Annotated in this window: 19 protein-coding genes; 7 read left to right on the top strand and 12 right to left on the bottom strand. The window is 63.7% G+C overall.

What is annotated here, in order from left to right; all coding sequences use genetic code 11:
• Positions 1–172 precede the first annotated feature (172 nt).
• Positions 173–1,726 (bottom strand): Do family serine endopeptidase, encoded by a 1,554-nt coding sequence (locus AC3EML_RS13750; RefSeq protein ID WP_023752740.1) that lies wholly within the window; start codon positions 1,724–1,726, stop codon positions 173–175.
• 191 nt (positions 1,727–1,917) lie between these two features.
• Between AC3EML_RS13750 and AC3EML_RS13745 the strand changes: the two genes are divergently transcribed.
• Positions 1,918–2,187 carry a CopG family ribbon-helix-helix protein gene (locus tag AC3EML_RS13745; RefSeq protein ID WP_352521872.1) on the top strand — a complete coding sequence of 90 codons (270 nt, stop codon included), beginning with the start codon at positions 1,918–1,920 and terminating at the stop codon, positions 2,185–2,187.
• Positions 2,184–2,492 (top strand): type II toxin-antitoxin system RelE/ParE family toxin, encoded by a 309-nt coding sequence (locus tag AC3EML_RS13740; RefSeq protein ID WP_023670182.1) that lies wholly within the window; start codon positions 2,184–2,186, stop codon positions 2,490–2,492. Before AC3EML_RS13745 ends, AC3EML_RS13740 begins: the two co-directional genes overlap by 4 nt.
• Here AC3EML_RS13740 and AC3EML_RS13735 read toward each other — a convergent pair.
• The 8 genes from AC3EML_RS13735 to AC3EML_RS13700 all read right to left on the bottom strand — a co-directional run bounded on the left by AC3EML_RS13735 (position 2,489) and on the right by AC3EML_RS13700 (position 9,653).
• On the bottom strand, positions 2,489–2,950 hold the full coding sequence (locus tag AC3EML_RS13735) for a cytochrome c-type biogenesis protein (protein ID WP_352521873.1): 462 nt from the start codon (positions 2,948–2,950) through the stop codon (positions 2,489–2,491). The genes AC3EML_RS13740 and AC3EML_RS13735 overlap by 4 nt on opposite strands.
• Positions 2,947–4,938 (bottom strand): heme lyase CcmF/NrfE family subunit, encoded by a 1,992-nt coding sequence (locus tag AC3EML_RS13730; protein WP_023702187.1) that lies wholly within the window; start codon positions 4,936–4,938, stop codon positions 2,947–2,949. Before AC3EML_RS13730 ends, AC3EML_RS13735 begins: the two co-directional genes overlap by 4 nt.
• Positions 4,938–5,381, bottom strand: coding sequence for a cytochrome c maturation protein CcmE (gene ccmE, locus AC3EML_RS13725; protein ID WP_023705431.1), 444 nt, complete (start codon positions 5,379–5,381; stop codon positions 4,938–4,940). Before ccmE ends, AC3EML_RS13730 begins: the two co-directional genes overlap by 1 nt.
• 3 nt (positions 5,382–5,384) lie before the next feature.
• Entirely contained in the window at positions 5,385–6,539 is a 1,155-nt protein-coding gene (gene ccmI, locus AC3EML_RS13720) for a c-type cytochrome biogenesis protein CcmI (protein WP_023754802.1), read from the bottom strand.
• An 85-nt stretch (positions 6,540–6,624) separates the two neighbouring features.
• Positions 6,625–7,068, bottom strand: coding sequence for an RT0821/Lpp0805 family surface protein (locus AC3EML_RS13715; RefSeq protein ID WP_023687241.1), 444 nt, complete (start codon positions 7,066–7,068; stop codon positions 6,625–6,627).
• Between the two features lie 174 nt (positions 7,069–7,242).
• Positions 7,243–8,661: an ATP-binding protein gene (locus AC3EML_RS13710; protein WP_023747490.1), complete on the bottom strand. Its 1,419-nt coding sequence runs from the start codon at positions 8,659–8,661 to the stop codon at positions 7,243–7,245.
• Positions 8,645–9,310, bottom strand: a complete 666-nt coding sequence (locus AC3EML_RS13705) for a response regulator transcription factor (RefSeq protein WP_023670175.1) — start codon at positions 9,308–9,310, stop codon at positions 8,645–8,647. The genes AC3EML_RS13710 and AC3EML_RS13705 overlap by 17 nt, the downstream gene beginning before the upstream one ends.
• Positions 9,311–9,392: 82 nt before the next feature.
• A complete protein-coding gene (locus AC3EML_RS13700; RefSeq protein ID WP_023670174.1) occupies positions 9,393–9,653 on the bottom strand; it encodes a hypothetical protein in 261 nt (86 codons plus the stop codon).
• Positions 9,654–9,932: 279 nt separating this feature from the next.
• On the opposite strand from AC3EML_RS13700, the gene AC3EML_RS13695 reads away from it, so the two are divergent.
• Positions 9,933–10,319 carry an ester cyclase gene (locus AC3EML_RS13695; RefSeq protein WP_023732030.1) on the top strand — a complete coding sequence of 129 codons (387 nt, stop codon included), beginning with the start codon at positions 9,933–9,935 and terminating at the stop codon, positions 10,317–10,319.
• Positions 10,320–10,325: 6 nt separating this feature from the next.
• Here AC3EML_RS13695 and AC3EML_RS13690 read toward each other — a convergent pair whose 3' ends face one another.
• Positions 10,326–10,733, bottom strand: a complete 408-nt coding sequence (locus AC3EML_RS13690; protein ID WP_023670173.1) for a DUF3168 domain-containing protein — start codon at positions 10,731–10,733, stop codon at positions 10,326–10,328.
• Between the two features lie 217 nt (positions 10,734–10,950).
• Here AC3EML_RS13690 and AC3EML_RS13685 point away from each other — a divergent pair, with 217 nt between their 5' ends.
• Both AC3EML_RS13685 and AC3EML_RS13680 read left to right on the top strand, forming a co-directional pair.
• On the top strand, positions 10,951–11,160 hold the full coding sequence (locus AC3EML_RS13685) for a hypothetical protein (RefSeq protein ID WP_352521874.1): 210 nt from the start codon (positions 10,951–10,953) through the stop codon (positions 11,158–11,160).
• A 7-nt stretch (positions 11,161–11,167) separates the two neighbouring features.
• Complete coding sequence (locus AC3EML_RS13680; RefSeq protein WP_023670171.1) at positions 11,168–11,359, top strand: hypothetical protein; 192 nt, start codon at positions 11,168–11,170, stop codon at positions 11,357–11,359.
• 42 nt (positions 11,360–11,401) lie between these two features.
• Here AC3EML_RS13680 and AC3EML_RS13675 read toward each other — a convergent pair whose 3' ends face one another.
• Positions 11,402–11,668 carry a DUF1488 family protein gene (locus AC3EML_RS13675; RefSeq protein WP_023698579.1) on the bottom strand — a complete coding sequence of 89 codons (267 nt, stop codon included), beginning with the start codon at positions 11,666–11,668 and terminating at the stop codon, positions 11,402–11,404.
• Positions 11,665–11,937, bottom strand: coding sequence for a hypothetical protein (locus AC3EML_RS13670; RefSeq protein WP_023698578.1), 273 nt, complete (start codon positions 11,935–11,937; stop codon positions 11,665–11,667). The genes AC3EML_RS13675 and AC3EML_RS13670 overlap by 4 nt, the downstream gene beginning before the upstream one ends.
• A 248-nt stretch (positions 11,938–12,185) precedes the next feature.
• Between AC3EML_RS13670 and AC3EML_RS13665 the strand changes: the two genes are divergently transcribed.
• Together AC3EML_RS13665 and groL are read left to right on the top strand one after the other, a co-directional pair.
• Positions 12,186–12,548 carry a co-chaperone GroES gene (locus AC3EML_RS13665; protein ID WP_023698577.1) on the top strand — a complete coding sequence of 121 codons (363 nt, stop codon included), beginning with the start codon at positions 12,186–12,188 and terminating at the stop codon, positions 12,546–12,548.
• 64 nt (positions 12,549–12,612) lie between these two features.
• Positions 12,613–14,241: a chaperonin GroEL gene (gene groL / locus AC3EML_RS13660; protein WP_023705440.1), complete on the top strand. Its 1,629-nt coding sequence runs from the start codon at positions 12,613–12,615 to the stop codon at positions 14,239–14,241.
• The last annotated feature ends 9 nt before the right edge of the window (positions 14,242–14,250 follow it).

Raw genomic sequence — 14,250 nt, 5'->3', positions numbered from 1 at the left:
CAAAACCGCCGTGCACTTTTGGGCGACATGCTTCGATGTTAGAGCGGCAGCGGGCGATGGGGCCCGCTGCCGCCGGGGGCAGAACACGATGACTGACTAACGCGTTCGGCCCCTTGCTTCCCGTGCGGCGGCTCGGGGGTGTTGAAACCGCCGCACTGGAAACTGTGTGATGTCAGCCTTTGGCGACTGGCAGCGCGACGAAGCGGTTTGAATCGTCGCGGGTGATCTGCATCAGCACCGCCTTGCGGCCGGACTTGACCGCATCGGCCATCGCCTTGGCGACGTCTTCGGTGCCGTTCACCTCCGTCGAATTGACCGAGGTGATGACATCGCCGGGCTGGATGCCGCGGTCGGCGGCATCGCTGTCGGGATCGACATCGGTCACCACCAGGCCCTTGCCGTTTTCCGACTTGGTGACGGTGAGGCCGAGATCGGCCAGCGCGGCGGGCTTTGCCGGTGCCGCGGGCTGCTGCGGGTCGGCCGAGGCCTGCTTGTCAGTGGATGGCAACGTGCCGAGATCGACCTTGATGGTCTGGCTCTTGCCGTCGCGCCACACCGTGACGTCGACCGACTTGCCGGGTGGGTAGGCGCCGATCAGACGAGCCAGTTCCTTCGGCGATGCGACGTCCTTGCCTTCGACCTGGGTGATCACGTCACCGGCGGTGATGCCGGCCTTCTTGCCGGGGCCACCGTCCTGGGCGCCCGAAACCAGAGCCCCGTTCTGCGACTTCAGGCCCAGCGATTCGGCGATGTCCGATGTAACCGGCTGGATTTCGACGCCGAGCCAGCCACGCTGCACCGAGCCGCTCTTCATCAGATCCTGCACCACCTGCTTGGCGGTCGAGGCCGGAATGTCGAAGGCGATGCCGACGCTTCCGCCCGACGGCGAGAAGATCGCGGTGTTGATGCCGACGACCTGGCCGTTAAGGTTGAAGGTCGGGCCGCCCGAATTGCCGCGGTTGACCGAAGCGTCTATCTGGATGAAGTCATCATAGGGACCGGCGCCGATATCACGGCCACGGGCCGAGACGATGCCGGCGGTGACGGTGCCGCCGAGGCCGAACGGATTGCCGACGGCCACCACCCAGTCGCCGACGCGAACCTTGGAATCGTCGGCGAAATCGACATAGGTGAACTTGCCGACGCCATCGACCTTGAGCACCGCCAGATCGGTGCGCGGATCGGTGCCGATCAGCTTGGCGTCAAGCTCCTTGCCGTCATTCATCACCACTGTGAAGGCGGAGCCTTCCTCGACGACATGGTTGTTGGTGACGAGATAGCCGTCATCGGAGATGAAGAAGCCAGAACCCTGCGCCACCGGACGCGGCTGGTCGTTGTTATGGTCGCGGTGGCTGAAGCGACGATTGCCGCCGTCATGGCCGTTCTGATCACCAAAGCCGCGGAATTGCTTGAAGAACTGGCGCAGCTGCGGATTGTCGGGCAGGTTGTTCATGCCGTCCGGATCGTCGGACTGGTCGGAGCCGTCATCGGCGGCAGGCTCGATCTTGGCCTTGACCTTGACGCTGACCACGGCCGGCGAAACGCGCTCGACGACATCGGCAAAGCCCGGCACCTGGGGCGCTTCGACCCGCACGGCGTCGGCCAGAACGGGAGCTGTACCAGTGGCAACGGCGCCGAAACCGATGCCGCCGGCAATGGCCAGCGAAGCGGCGGCGGCCAACAGGCGTTTGCGGGTGCGGGAATATGGGTTGGGGGCGATAGTCATGGGTCTCGTATCCTCTTTTCACTGGATGCGGCTCAGGCAGAGCATCCTCGGACAAGAGAAATAGAGAGGCGCACATTACGGCGCCATTTCCGGTGCATGAAAGTTTTGTAATGTTGGGCGGTCGCACAAATCGCTTGGTTGCGCTCGCCTGCTGCCCTATGGTGTACACAACTCAGCACAAGGCTTTCACAATGACAGCAAGCACCACCATGACCATTCGAGTCTCGTCCGAGACCAAGCTGAAGCTGGAGCAGATCGCTACCGATACCAGGCGTAGTAAATCGTTCCTCGCCGCCGAGGCGGTCTCAGCCTATGTCGATCGCGAGCTGGATATCATCGAAGGCATAAAACGTGGCATGGCCGACGCAGAGGCTGGCCGTGTCGTGCCCCACGACGACGCCATGGCGGAGCTCGACGCGGTGATCGAAGCAGTGAAAGCCAGGCGCGCAGGCAAGGCGTGAAGCGGTTCGTCACCTGGTCGCGAGAAGCGCTGGACGATCTCACGCAGCAAGTTGCCTTTATCGCTCAGGACAATCCTGCCGCCGCCCGACGCCTCGCGGACCGTATCCGTGAAATGGGCCGGGGCCTTGGTGATATGGCGACGGGCCGACCTGGCCGGGTAACAGGCACTTATGAGAAGCCCATCGGCCGCCTGCCCTACATCATTGCCTATGAATTGCGCCTGATCGCCGGCCGTCAGAGCATTGTTATCCTGCGCGCCATCCACACGTCGCGGGACTGGCCTTTGGAGGAATGGCCGAGCTAGTCGCTCAGCATCTTGTCCAGCGCCGCCTGTTCCTCGGCGCTCAGCGCCTTGGTTGCAAACGAGCGGCGGGAGCGTGTGGTCAGCACAATGAAAATGCCGCCGACTAGAAGCAGAAGCACCGGCGTGCCCCAAAGCAAGGCGTTGCGCGGGCTGAAGCGCGGCTTCAACAGCACGAACTCGCCGTAGCGCGACACGATATAGTCCATCACCTGCTGGTCGGTATCGCCGGCAACCAGGCGCTGGCGCACCAGGATGCGCAGGTCGCGGGCGAGGTCTGCATCGGATTCGTCGATGGACTGGTTCTGGCAGACCATGCAGCGCAGGCCTTCCGACAGCAGCCGCGCCCTCGCCTCGAGCGCCGCATCGGCGAGAACCTCGTCCGGTTTCACCGCTTGCGCCGCGCCGGCAAACAGCAGCGCCAGCAAAAGCACGAGCGAGGCCAGAGACCTGGTGCTCACGGCGCGCCTGCCGACGGCATGGAGGCTGCCTGCTTGCGGCGGCGCGAGGGTGCGCCAACCCGCAGGCGACGGTCGAGCAGCGACATTGCGGCTCCCGCCATCATCACCAGAGCTCCGCCCCAGATCAGCGTCACCAGCGGCTTCCACCACAGGCGCACCACGACGGATCCATCGGTGCCTTCATCGCCCAGCGACAGATAGAGCTGGCTGAAGCCGATCGTCTCGATGCCGGATTCGGTCGTCGTCGTCTGCCGCACCGGAAAGAAGCGCTTGGCCGAGGTGATTTCGGCTGAAACGCCGCCATCGGCGCCGATCAGGGAAAAGCGGCCGCGCTGCTCGCTGTAGTTCGGACCCTGCGCCGGGAAGAGGCCGTCGAAACGCAGCGTGTGGCCGGAGAGTTCGACGCTCTCGCCGGCATGCATCGACAGTATCCTTTCGGTGCCGAAGCACAGCGTGCCGACAATGCCGAGCGTCGTCAGCCCGAGGCCGAGATGGGCAAGTGCAGTGCCGAACACCGAACGCGGCAGGCCGGCGAAACGGCGCAGCATGATGGCGGGCGACACATTGCCAAAGCCGGACTTGACGGCGAGGTCGGTAAGCGCGCCGCAGACCAGCCAGCAGGCGAGGCCGACACCAAGGGCGGCGAACACCGACGCGCCGTCGATGAACAGCCCGGTGACCAGCATCGCCAGGAGAGCGGCGCCGAAAGCCGCCATCAGGCGCTGGGCGACGGCATAGAGGTCACCGCGCTTCCAGGCGAGCAGCGGCCCGAACGGAACCACGACCAGCAGCGGCACCATCAGCGGGCCGAATGTCAGGTTGAAGAAGGGGGCGCCGACCGAGATCTTGCCGGCCGAAAGCGCCTCGACCGCGAGCGGATAGAGCGTGCCGACCAGCACGGTGGCGGTGGCCGTGGTCAGGAACAGATTGTTGAGGACAAGCGCGCCTTCGCGCGAGATCGGGTGGAACAGGCCGCCGGCCGTCAGCCGCGAGGCGCGCAGCGCAAACAGGGCCAGCGAGCCGCCGATGAACAGCGTCAAAATGCACAGGATGAAGATGCCGCGGGTCGGATCGGTGGCGAAAGCATGCACCGAGGTCAGCACGCCGGAGCGCACCAGGAAGGTGCCGAGCAGCGACAGCGAGAAGGTGAGGATGGCAAGCAGCAGCGTCCAGATCTTGAGCGCCGAACGCTTCTCCATGACGATCGCCGAATGCAGAAGAGCCGTGCCGGCCAGCCACGGCATAAAGGAGGCGTTTTCGACCGGATCCCAGAACCAGAAGCCGCCCCAGCCGAGCTCGTAATAGGCCCAGTAGGAGCCCATCGCGATGCCGCCGGTGAGGAACATCCAGGCGACCAGCGTCCACGGCCGCACCCAGCGCGCCCAGGAGGCATCGATGCGGCCTTCGATGAGGGCGGCGACCGAGAAGGAAAAGCAGATAGAGAACCCGACATAGCCGAGATAGAGCAGCGGCGGATGGATGGCGAGGCCAAGATCCTGCAGGACCGGGTTGAGATCGCGGCCCTCGATCGGCGCCGGATTGAGCCGGGTGAACGGATTGGATGTCGCCAGGATGAACAGGAAGAAGGTGGCGCCGATAGCCCCCTGCACGGCCAGCACATTGGCGCGCAGCGTCGCCGGAAGGTTGGAGCCGAAGACAGCGACCAGCGCACCGAAGAAGGTCAGGATCAGCACCCAGAGCAGCATCGAGCCTTCGTGATTGCCCCAGGTTCCGGTGATCTTGTAGATCAGCGGCTGCAGCGAATGCGAGTTTTCCCACACGCTCGCCACCGAGAAATCGGAACTTGCATAGGCGCCGGCGAGTGCTGCGAACGATAGCGCCGTGAGCGCGAAGCCTGTGACCGTGACGGGACCGCCGACAGCCATCAGCCTCTGGTTGCCGGTACGGGCGCCGATCAGCGGCACCAGCGTCTGCACCAGCGACAGCACAAAGGCGAGGACGAGCGCGAAGTGTCCGGTCTCAACCATTACTGGCTCTTGCTCTCTTGCCACACGCCCTTGGCCTTCAGCCCGTCAGCGACTTCCTTGGGCATGTAGCGCTCGTCATGCTTGGCCAGCACGCTGTCGGCGACGAAAACGCCGTCGGCGCCAAAGCTGCCTTCGGTGATGACGCCCTGCTCCTCGCGGAACAGATCGGGCAGGATGCCGGTATAGCTGACCTTGACCGATTTGTGCGCGTCGGTGACCGAGAACGCAACCGTCGCGCCCTGCCCGCGCACGACTGTGCCCTTTTCGACGAGGCCGCCGAGCCTGATGCGCTGTCCCGGCTGCAAGCTGGCGGTGGTCAGATCGGCGGGCATATAGAAATAGGAGGCCTTCTGGCCCAACGCATAGAAGGTCAGCCCGGTGGCGGCGCCGAGGAAGGCAAGACCTCCGACAATCACCGACAATCGCTTCTGCTTGCGCGTCATGTCCTACTCCGTCGCCGTCAGGCCGAGCGAGGCGGCAAAGGCGGTGAATTTCTTCGCTTCCTCACTGTCGGCGCCAAACACGGCGATACCGCGATGCAGCGCGTCGCGCGCCTGGTCGGCCTTGCCCAGCACAACATAGGAACGAATGAGCCGCATCCATCCTTCCGTGTCGCGCGGTTTTTGCCGCAATTTTTCGTCGAGGCCGGCGACCATGGTTTCGATCATGGCCTGCCTGTCCTGCGGCGCCATCGACGAGGCGGCGTCGACGGCCGCGGCATCGGGGCCTTTCGCCGGCTCTCCTGAGGCGACGCTGCGGTTGGCAGCCTCGGCTAACGCCTGTTGGACAGCTCCGCGCCATGGTGAATCCTGCGGCAGGGAATCGAGCATTTTCTGCCACGCCGCGGTTGCCTCGGGTATGCGGCCTTCCTGGGCCAGCGCCATCGCCAAATAGAACGAGGCTTTCGCGTTTGCCGGGTCGAGTTTTAGCGCCTGTTCGAAAGCGGATTGCGCATCGGCCGAAACGATGCCGCCGGCCGCATTGGCAATCGCTTCGCCGAGGCCGGCCTCGCGGGCGGCCGTGTCGCCATCGAGGCGGATGGCATTGCGATAGGCGGTCACGGCATCGGGAAAGCGCTGCAGGCGCAGATAGATCGGGGCGAGCACGTCCCAGCCGCGTCCATCGCCAGGGTTGGCGGCAAGATGGGCCTCGGCGCGCGCCACCAACTCGTCGACCGAACTATCGGCCGGATTCTTGGCCAGCCGTTCGGCGAGCGGCTGCGACGGCAGATCCGGCGAGCCGAGCTGGCTGTACAGGCCCCAGCTGAGCAGCGGGACCACCAGCACCGCTGATGTTGCCATCAACCTGGCCGCCCTCGACGGCTGCCGCGCGCCAGGTGCATCGGCTTGACCGACATTGGCTTGACCAACATCTCCCAGGCGAAGGATGCGGCGGGCGATCTCAGTGCGCGCCTCCTCGGCTTCGGCCGGCTGAATCAGGCCGCGCGCGGCGTCACGCTCAAGCTCGGCCAATTGGTCGCGATAGACTTCGAGATCATGGTCGCTGCTGGTCGGAGCGCCCTTGCCGCCGCTGGTCAGCGGCAGCAGCACCGCCAGGCTTGCGCCCAGCGTGAGGAGTGCGGCTATGACCCAGAACAGCATGGTTCTTCCAATAGAGCGAGAGCCCTGCTCTCACAACATGAGGGTGCTGCGACGCTTTGACGGGATTCCGGCCCCGGCCCAATGTTCAGGTCAGCGGCGTCCAGCTGCCGTCGGCGTTGCGGCATGCGGTGCCCCGCGCGGTCTGGCCGGCCGTGCCGGTAAACACCGTATGGGTGTACTGGCGGCAATCCTGCGAGCCGACGCGGTAGGGCTGGGCCGCGACGACTTCGCCGGAATGAGCCGAACTGTCGCTCTTCCACGTCACCTTCTGGCCGCTCGCCGTATATTCGAGCGCCTTGTATTCCGCCTCGAGCGCCTTGCGCTTCTCGGTGCTGTTCAGGCCGCTGCCGATCGATCCGCCGACGAGCCCGCCGGCCATGGCCGAGATGATCGTCGTCGCGACTTTGGCCCCTGAAGGAGGCGACGCGGGCGGGTTGGTGATGGAGATATCCGGGCCACTGCCCTTGCCCAGCGTTCCGCAGCCGGAAAGAGCGAGCAGTGCGGAAACGAGCGCAACGCGAATCTTCATGCCAACAACCGGTTTTCTTGAACGGGATGCGCTGGGGGCCGCGTCATCGGGGGCGTCAGGACGTCATACTATTGATATTTGTCGGAAATTTGGCCGTTCTTAACGGCTTTTGCGCAATCGAGGGGCCGCCATAACACAGGCATTCGGCCGTGTCGATTGGCCCTGGGCAGTACATCATTGCAAGCTCCGCAAGCGCACAACCGCCTTCAGCCCGCCCATCGTGGAGCGTTCCAGCGCCAGCGCCCCGCCATACTCGTTGACGAGGTCGGCAACGATGGCAAGTCCGAGCCCGGTTCCCGGCTTTGTCTCGTCGAGGCGCCGGCCGCGTTTCAAGACATCGCGGGCCTTGTCCTCGGGGATGCCGGGACCGTCATCCTCGATCGATAGCTCGAACAGGCCGGCTGCGGCCGGCGTGACGGATACGGCAACAGTGCTCTTCGCCCATTTCATCGCATTGTCGAGAAGGTTGCCGAGCAGTTCCTCCAGATCCTCGCGCTCGCCGGCGAAGACGATGTCGGCCGCCGGCAACACAAGCGACAGGCTGACATCAGGCTTGAGTTTTTGCAGCACGCGCACCATGCGCTGCACCAGCGGCGTCACCGGCGTGCGGTAGACGACGCTGTCGCGCTGCGCCGCGACCCGTGCCCGCTGCAGGTAGTGGTCGACCTGTTTCTGCATCGACGCCGCCTGGTCGGCGATGAGCTGGCCCTTGGCGCCGCCGAGAGCCCGGCCCTCATTGATCAGCACGGCGAGCGGCGTCTTCAGCGAATGGGCAAGGTTGCCGACCTGCGTACGCGAGCGCTCGACGATGCGCTTGTTGTTTTCGATCAGCGCATTGGTCTCGTTGGCGAGCGGCTCGATCTCGGCGGGAAACCGGCCATCGAGCCGCTGCGCCGTGCCTTCGCGCACCTGGGCAAGCGCGTTGCGAACCCGGCGCAAGGGCTGGAGGCCGAGCAGGATAGCAATCGCATTGATGGCGATCATGCCGACGCCGAACAGGCTGAGATAGGTCAGCAATCGGCCCTGGAAGGTGGCGATCTCCTGTTCGAGCTCGGTCTTGTTGCCCATCACGCGGAAGCGCGCGGCGCGGTTCTTGGCATCGAGCACGAATTCGCTCTCGAACACTTCGAGCTGCTCGTCGCCGATACCGTCGGTGGAGTAGCTGCGCTGGAAGCTCGAATTGAACGGCACCTCGGCGACGGTCGGCGACGGGATCGTCGTGGTCATCGAGGACGAATGAAGGTTGCCGTGCACACCTTCGGAAGCCGGCTCCACCGACCAGTACCAGCCCGAATTCGGCTCCGAGAAGCGCAGGTCGCCAAGGTCGGGAGCACCGGTGAGCTGGCCGGATTCGGAAACGCCGACCGAGCCGATCAGATTGAACAGATGCGCCGACAGCAGGCTGTCGAAGCCGCGCTCGCTGGCCTGGCGGTAGAGCGTGGTGATCAGAGTGAAGATGACGATCAGGGTGAGGATCGCCCAGATCGTGGAAAAGCCGATGACGCGGAAGGCCAGCGAGCGCGGCCAGAGCCGCGCCGAAAAAGGCTTCCTTGCTGGTATGGGGAGCGGTTCCGCCTTACGCCTCCGGCTCACGCATGCGATAGCCCATGCCGCGCACGGTTTCGATCATGTCGATGCCCATCTTCTTGCGCAGCCGGCCGACAAAGACCTCGATGGTGTTGGAATCGCGGTCGAAATCCTGGTCGTAAAGATGCTCGACCAGCTCGGTGCGCGACACCACCTCGCCCATATGGTGCATCAGATAGGCCAGCAGGCGGAACTCATGCGAGGTCAGCTTCAGCGGCACGCCGTTGACATCGGCCTTGGAGGCCTTGGTGTCGAGGCGCAGCGGCCCGCAAGTGAGCTCGGACGAGGCATGGCCGGCGGCGCGGCGGATCAGCGCCCTCACCCTGGCCAGCACCTCCTCGATGTGGAACGGCTTGGTGACATAGTCGTCGGCGCCGGCATCGATGCCCGACACCTTGTCGCTCCAGCGGTCGCGCGCTGTCAGGATCAGCACCGGCATCTTGCGGCCGTTGCGGCGCCAGCGCTCGACGACGCTGATGCCGTCCATCTGCGGCAGGCCGATGTCGAGCACGACGGCATCGTAGGGCTCCGTGTCGCCGAGGAAATGCCCCTCCTCGCCGTCATAGGAGCGGTCGACGACATAGCCGGCATCGACCAGCGCGTCGGCCAGCTGCCGGTTGAGATCCTTGTCATCTTCTACGACGAGTACGCGCATGATCGGTCAGGCCTGTTGATGTGTCAGCTATAGGCCGATTCCGGTGGTCTGGGAAACGAGCCCTGCAAGAGGGAAGATTGGATCAGTTCGCCGGGACGACGATCTCGGAACGGCGCGGACGCTGGCCGTCCTTGCCCGGCACAAGCACGACGATGACGCAGACCTCCTGGCCGCCACGCGTCGTCTGCGAAGCCTTGGCCAGCGTGCCGCCATTCTGCTCGGCAACCTGCTGGCCGATCGCGTAGCAATCCGCCGCGGCTGCCGGCGTCGCTTGCGACGCCAACAGGCCGGCCGCTGTGAGCGCCAGTATCGCGGTTCTGACATGAGAGCGAAGCGTTTTCATGGTCGGCGTTGTAACGCAACTGTGCTGAACGTGAAATGAACGGTGAACGGGTGAAAATCCATCCCCGCAATACCCCCTGCGCGCGCAACGAATGAATGCGATCCTACCGCCCAGTCCCTCAGACCGGGCAATGGATTCATAACCGGAAAACCGGCTGCGCGGCTATGGTTTTTGCGCGCAGGTTCTCAATTCGCAGCCAGATTGGGAACAGGTCAAGGCGAGACCATTCTGGGGCCGCCCTAAATAGCGCGGGAAAACGTCAAATCATCGGAGTGCGCCATGACGGATAAACACCTTGCCGACCTTTACCGGGGCTATATCGCTTGCCTGAATGCCCAGGACTGGGCGAAACTTGGAGACTTTGTCGGCGACGAGGTGCAGCACAATGGCGAAATGCTCGGCCTGTCGGGTTATCGCCGTATGCTCGAAGGCGATTTCGAGGCGATTCCCGACCTCCGCTTCAACATCGAACTGCTGGTCTGCCAGCCGCCGCGCGTGGCGGCGCGCCTGCATTTCGACTGTCATCCCAAGGGCGTGCTGTTCGGCCTGCCGGTGAACGGCAAGCGCGTGTCGTTCGCTGAGAATGTTTTCTACGAATTCGGAGAGGGTCGCATCCGCGAGGTGTGGTCAGTCATCGACAAGGCCGAGATTCAGGCGCAAATCTAGGTTGCTTCAATCACTTTGCTCGGTGAGAGCGCGTATCCGCAGCACCCCGTGGTAGAGCGCCAGGTCCTCGTCGTAGCGGGCCTCGGCGAACTCCAGGGACAGGCGGGTCTGGTCGCGCGAGCCGGTGGCGAAAGCGGCGCCGTCAAGGCGCGCCCGGATGCTGTCCATGATCAGACGCGTCTCGGCCTCGCCTTGCGCCTTCGACCAGACATGCAGCGTGATGAGCTGGTCGTCATCATTGTCGGCGCCGGTGTCCAGATCGAATGCGCTGGTCCTGCCATAGGTCACATAAGGGAAGGCGGCACTGTCGGCCGCCTGCTCGCGCAACCCGGCGCCGCCGAGCAGCGCCGTCAGCGAGGCATCGCTCTTCAATCTCATGAACAAGGCTTGCAGCAAATCGCCGGGCGCCGTCATCGTCGTCTCCGTTCGCCTGTCACGCTTTGAACAACCTCAGTTTCGCGCGCAACCTAACCGCGTTGCACGGATTTCGCCAGATGACGATCCGCCTGATGGAAGGCGGCGAATCGGGCGGCATGGCCCTTTCACGGACCGGGTTCTATTTGGCATGCGGGGAGTTTCAAGAAGGGTGTTATGAGGAGCCCTGTTTTCTCCGGCAATTCGAGGTCATTTCATGCGAACGCCACCGCTGCTGCCGGCTTTTGGAAAGCTCGGCGTCAAGCCCCCGGTCGCGATTGCGGCAGCACCCGCCCTGTCGAAGAGCACCGTGGCCCTGCGCATGCGCGAGATACTTTCAATGCATGGCGGCCTGGCCTTGAAGCTGTCGGTGGTGGCCTGGACAATCCTGATCATGGCGGCGGCATTTTGCATGTCAAGGGCCTGATGCCGATATGGCAAACCGCTACGCGTTGCGCATGGACGAGCCCGAGAGCTGGACTATCTTCGACATCTTCACCGGCCAGCCTGTCGAGCTTAAGCAACAGGTAATGGTGGCCATGAATTTGCGGGATGCGGAAGCGATGGCCGACCGCCTGAACAGCCGGGACGTCAAGCGGCGGGCAAAAGCCGACCGCAAGTCCTGACGCACGCTGATCTCAGCCGCCCTGATGCAAGACGAACGCGCGCTAGCCGAAATCCGCGGCTGTGAGAACATAAATGCTCTTGCGGGTGCGGGCGTAGGCCTTGCTGGCAATGTCATGGATGGAGCTGGACGCGGTGTCGAAGGCCGCCAGATAGGTGGCTTCCGCGGTCGCCGTCCCTGATGGCACCTTCGAGAGGGCATCGGCTGCGACGGAGAAGGAAATCTGGAACATGCCGTCATGGCCGACAAAGCGGATGCGCTTGCCGGCCTCGTCATAGAAGCGACTTGGATTGGGGAATGTCAGGCTCATGACGTGCCCCCCTTCGGCGCGGCGGCGGCTTTCTTGACTGTCGCCACTGTCGCCCGCTTCTTCTTCGGTGTGGGGTTCAAGGCTTCCGCGACGCGGTCGGCCTCTTCCTTGGCCAGGCGCAATTCCCTGAGCCTTGCCGTCTTGATCTCCCTGGCCCTCGCTTCGGACATGTAGTCGGAGGTTGCCTTGTTGCGCTCGGCCGTCTTCTTCTGCTTGTCCATGAAGCGGGCTTCAGCTTTTTCCATGATGCTCTGATTGCCTTCGGCCATCGCCTAAATCTCTCCTCGTGCCTGAAATTGTGAAATCGAACTTACGATATAAATAGTCGCTTTGGCCTCGAAATTCAATTTTTCGAAATATCTAGGCGCCTCGCGACGTTTCGAACCCTGCAGACATCATAATACTTTTTAATATTTAATTTTGGCCACGAATAATTTTTGGCACTCCTATCTATCGAGTGCCAACACGCCTATAAGAACGGCGCGGTCGCCTATGCCGGCCCCAGAAAGAAGTTCTCATGAAGTTTCGGCCACTCCACGACCGCGTCGTCATCCGGCGCGCCGAAGGCGATGTCAAATCCAAGGGCGGCATCATCATTCCCGACAATGCCAAGGAAAAGCCGCAGGAAGGCGAAGTCATCGCCGTTGGGCCGGGCGCACGCGACGAAAACGGCGCGCTTGTCCCGCTCGACGTCAAGGCCGGCGACTTCATCCTGTTCGGCAAATGGTCGGGCACCGAGGTCAAGATCGACGGCGAGGACCTGCTGATCATGAAGGAAGCCGACATTATGGGCGTCATCGACAAGAGCGAGACGGCCGCTATCGGCAAGAGCGGGACGGTCGTCACCGAGAAAAGCGTCAAAGCCAAGAAGGCCGCCTGACCGGCCTGGCTTTGCCAGGCTCCGGCGAGCCGCTTGCTTCACCACACCAACGGGATTGAAAAAAATGTCTGCCAAGGAAATCAAATTCGCCACCGACGCGCGCGACCGCATGCTGCGCGGCGTCGAGATCCTCACCAATGCGGTGAAGGTCACGCTCGGCCCCAAGGGCCGCAACGTCATCATCGACAAGGCCTATGGCGCGCCGCGCATCACCAAGGACGGTGTGACGGTGGCCAAGGAAATCGAGCTTGCCGACAAGTTCGAGAACATGGGCGCGCAGATGGTGCGCGAAGTGGCTTCGAAGACCAACGACCTCGCCGGTGACGGCACCACCACCGCCACGGTGCTGGCCGCATCGATCCTGCGCGAAGGCGCCAAGCTGGTTGCCGCCGGCATGAACCCGATGGACCTCAAGCGTGGCATCGACCAGGCTGTCGCCGCCGTGGTCAAGGACATCAAGGCGAAGGCCAAGAAGGTCAAGTCGTCGGCCGAGATCGCGCAGGTCGGCACCATCGCCGCCAATGGCGATGCCAGCGTCGGCGCCATGATCGCCAAGGCGATGGACAAGGTCGGCAATGACGGCGTCATCACCGTCGAGGAGGCCAAGACCGCCGACACCGAACTCGACGTCGTCGAAGGCATGCAGTTCGACCGCGGCTATCTCAGCCCCTATTTCGTCACCAATGCCGACAAGATGCGCGTCGAGCTGGAAGAGCCTTACGTGCTCATCCACGAGAAGAAGCTCGGCAATCTGCAGGCGATGCTGCCGATCCTCGAGGCGGTGGTGCAGAGCGGCAGGCCGCTGCTGATCATCTCGGAAGACGTCGAAGGCGAAGCACTGGCGACGCTGGTCGTCAACAAGCTGCGCGGCGGCCTCAAGGTCGCGGCCGTCAAGGCGCCGGGCTTCGGCGATCGCCGCAAGGCGATGCTGGAAGACATCGCCGTGCTGACATCGGGCCAGATGATTTCCGAGGATCTCGGCATCAAGCTCGAAAACGTCACCATCGAGATGCTTGGCCGCGCCAAGCGCGTACTGATCGAGAAGGACACCACCACGATCATCGACGGCGCCGGCACCAAGGCGACCATCCAGGCGCGCATCGCGCAGATCAAGGGCCAGATCGAGGAGACCACGTCCGACTACGATAAGGAGAAGTTGCAGGAGCGGCTGGCCAAGCTCGCCGGCGGCGTCGCCGTGATCCGCGTCGGCGGCGTCACCGAGTCTGAAGTGAAGGAAAAGAAGGACCGCATCGACGACGCGCTGAATGCGACGCGCGCGGCGGTGGAAGAAGGCATCGTGCCCGGCGGTGGCGTGGCGCTTCTGCGCGCAAGATCGGCTCTGGCCGGCCTGACCGGCGCCAATGACGATGTGACCGCCGGCATTTCGATCGTGCTCAGGGCGCTTGAAGCGCCGATCCGCCAGATCGCCGAGAATTCCGGCGTCGAAGGCTCGATCGTCGTCGGCAGGCTGTCCGACAGCAAGGACCAGAATCAGGGCTTTGACGCCCAGAACGAGGTCTATGTCGACATGATCAAGGCCGGCATCGTCGACCCGGCGAAAGTGGTGCGCACCGCGTTGCAGGACGCCGGCTCGATCGCCGCCCTTCTGATCACCGCCGAAGCGATGATCACCGACGTTCCGGCCAAGGATGCGGCGCCTGCGGGCGGCGGTGGCGGCATGGGCGGCTACTGACCATCGCCC

Source organism: Mesorhizobium sp. P170090, from assembly GCF_057786115.1.
The sequence above is the reverse complement of the archived record's forward strand: the minus strand, read 5'-3'. Positions and strand labels throughout refer to the sequence as shown.

What these genes read in the sequence shown, in the direction of transcription:
- AC3EML_RS13750 (WP_023752740.1), bottom strand. Translation starts at nt 1,726, where the DNA reads ATGACTATCGCCCCCAACCCATATTCCCGCACCCGCAAACGCCTGTTG.
- AC3EML_RS13745 (WP_352521872.1), top strand. Translation starts at nt 1,918, where the DNA reads ATGACAGCAAGCACCACCATGACCATTCGAGTCTCGTCCGAGACCAAG.
- AC3EML_RS13730 (WP_023702187.1), bottom strand. Translation starts at nt 4,938, where the DNA reads ATGGTTGAGACCGGACACTTCGCGCTCGTCCTCGCCTTTGTGCTGTCG.
- ccmE (WP_023705431.1), bottom strand. Translation starts at nt 5,381, where the DNA reads ATGACGCGCAAGCAGAAGCGATTGTCGGTGATTGTCGGAGGTCTTGCC.
- ccmI (WP_023754802.1), bottom strand. Translation starts at nt 6,539, where the DNA reads ATGCTGTTCTGGGTCATAGCCGCACTCCTCACGCTGGGCGCAAGCCTG.
- AC3EML_RS13715 (WP_023687241.1), bottom strand. Translation starts at nt 7,068, where the DNA reads ATGAAGATTCGCGTTGCGCTCGTTTCCGCACTGCTCGCTCTTTCCGGC.
- AC3EML_RS13705 (WP_023670175.1), bottom strand. Translation starts at nt 9,310, where the DNA reads ATGCGCGTACTCGTCGTAGAAGATGACAAGGATCTCAACCGGCAGCTG.
- AC3EML_RS13700 (WP_023670174.1), bottom strand. Translation starts at nt 9,653, where the DNA reads ATGAAAACGCTTCGCTCTCATGTCAGAACCGCGATACTGGCGCTCACA.
- AC3EML_RS13695 (WP_023732030.1), top strand. Translation starts at nt 9,933, where the DNA reads ATGACGGATAAACACCTTGCCGACCTTTACCGGGGCTATATCGCTTGC.
- AC3EML_RS13690 (WP_023670173.1), bottom strand. Translation starts at nt 10,733, where the DNA reads ATGACGGCGCCCGGCGATTTGCTGCAAGCCTTGTTCATGAGATTGAAG.
- AC3EML_RS13685 (WP_352521874.1), top strand. Translation starts at nt 10,951, where the DNA reads ATGCGAACGCCACCGCTGCTGCCGGCTTTTGGAAAGCTCGGCGTCAAG.
- AC3EML_RS13680 (WP_023670171.1), top strand. Translation starts at nt 11,168, where the DNA reads ATGGCAAACCGCTACGCGTTGCGCATGGACGAGCCCGAGAGCTGGACT.
- AC3EML_RS13675 (WP_023698579.1), bottom strand. Translation starts at nt 11,668, where the DNA reads ATGAGCCTGACATTCCCCAATCCAAGTCGCTTCTATGACGAGGCCGGC.
- AC3EML_RS13670 (WP_023698578.1), bottom strand. Translation starts at nt 11,937, where the DNA reads ATGGCCGAAGGCAATCAGAGCATCATGGAAAAAGCTGAAGCCCGCTTC.
- AC3EML_RS13665 (WP_023698577.1), top strand. Translation starts at nt 12,186, where the DNA reads ATGAAGTTTCGGCCACTCCACGACCGCGTCGTCATCCGGCGCGCCGAA.
- groL (WP_023705440.1), top strand. Translation starts at nt 12,613, where the DNA reads ATGTCTGCCAAGGAAATCAAATTCGCCACCGACGCGCGCGACCGCATG.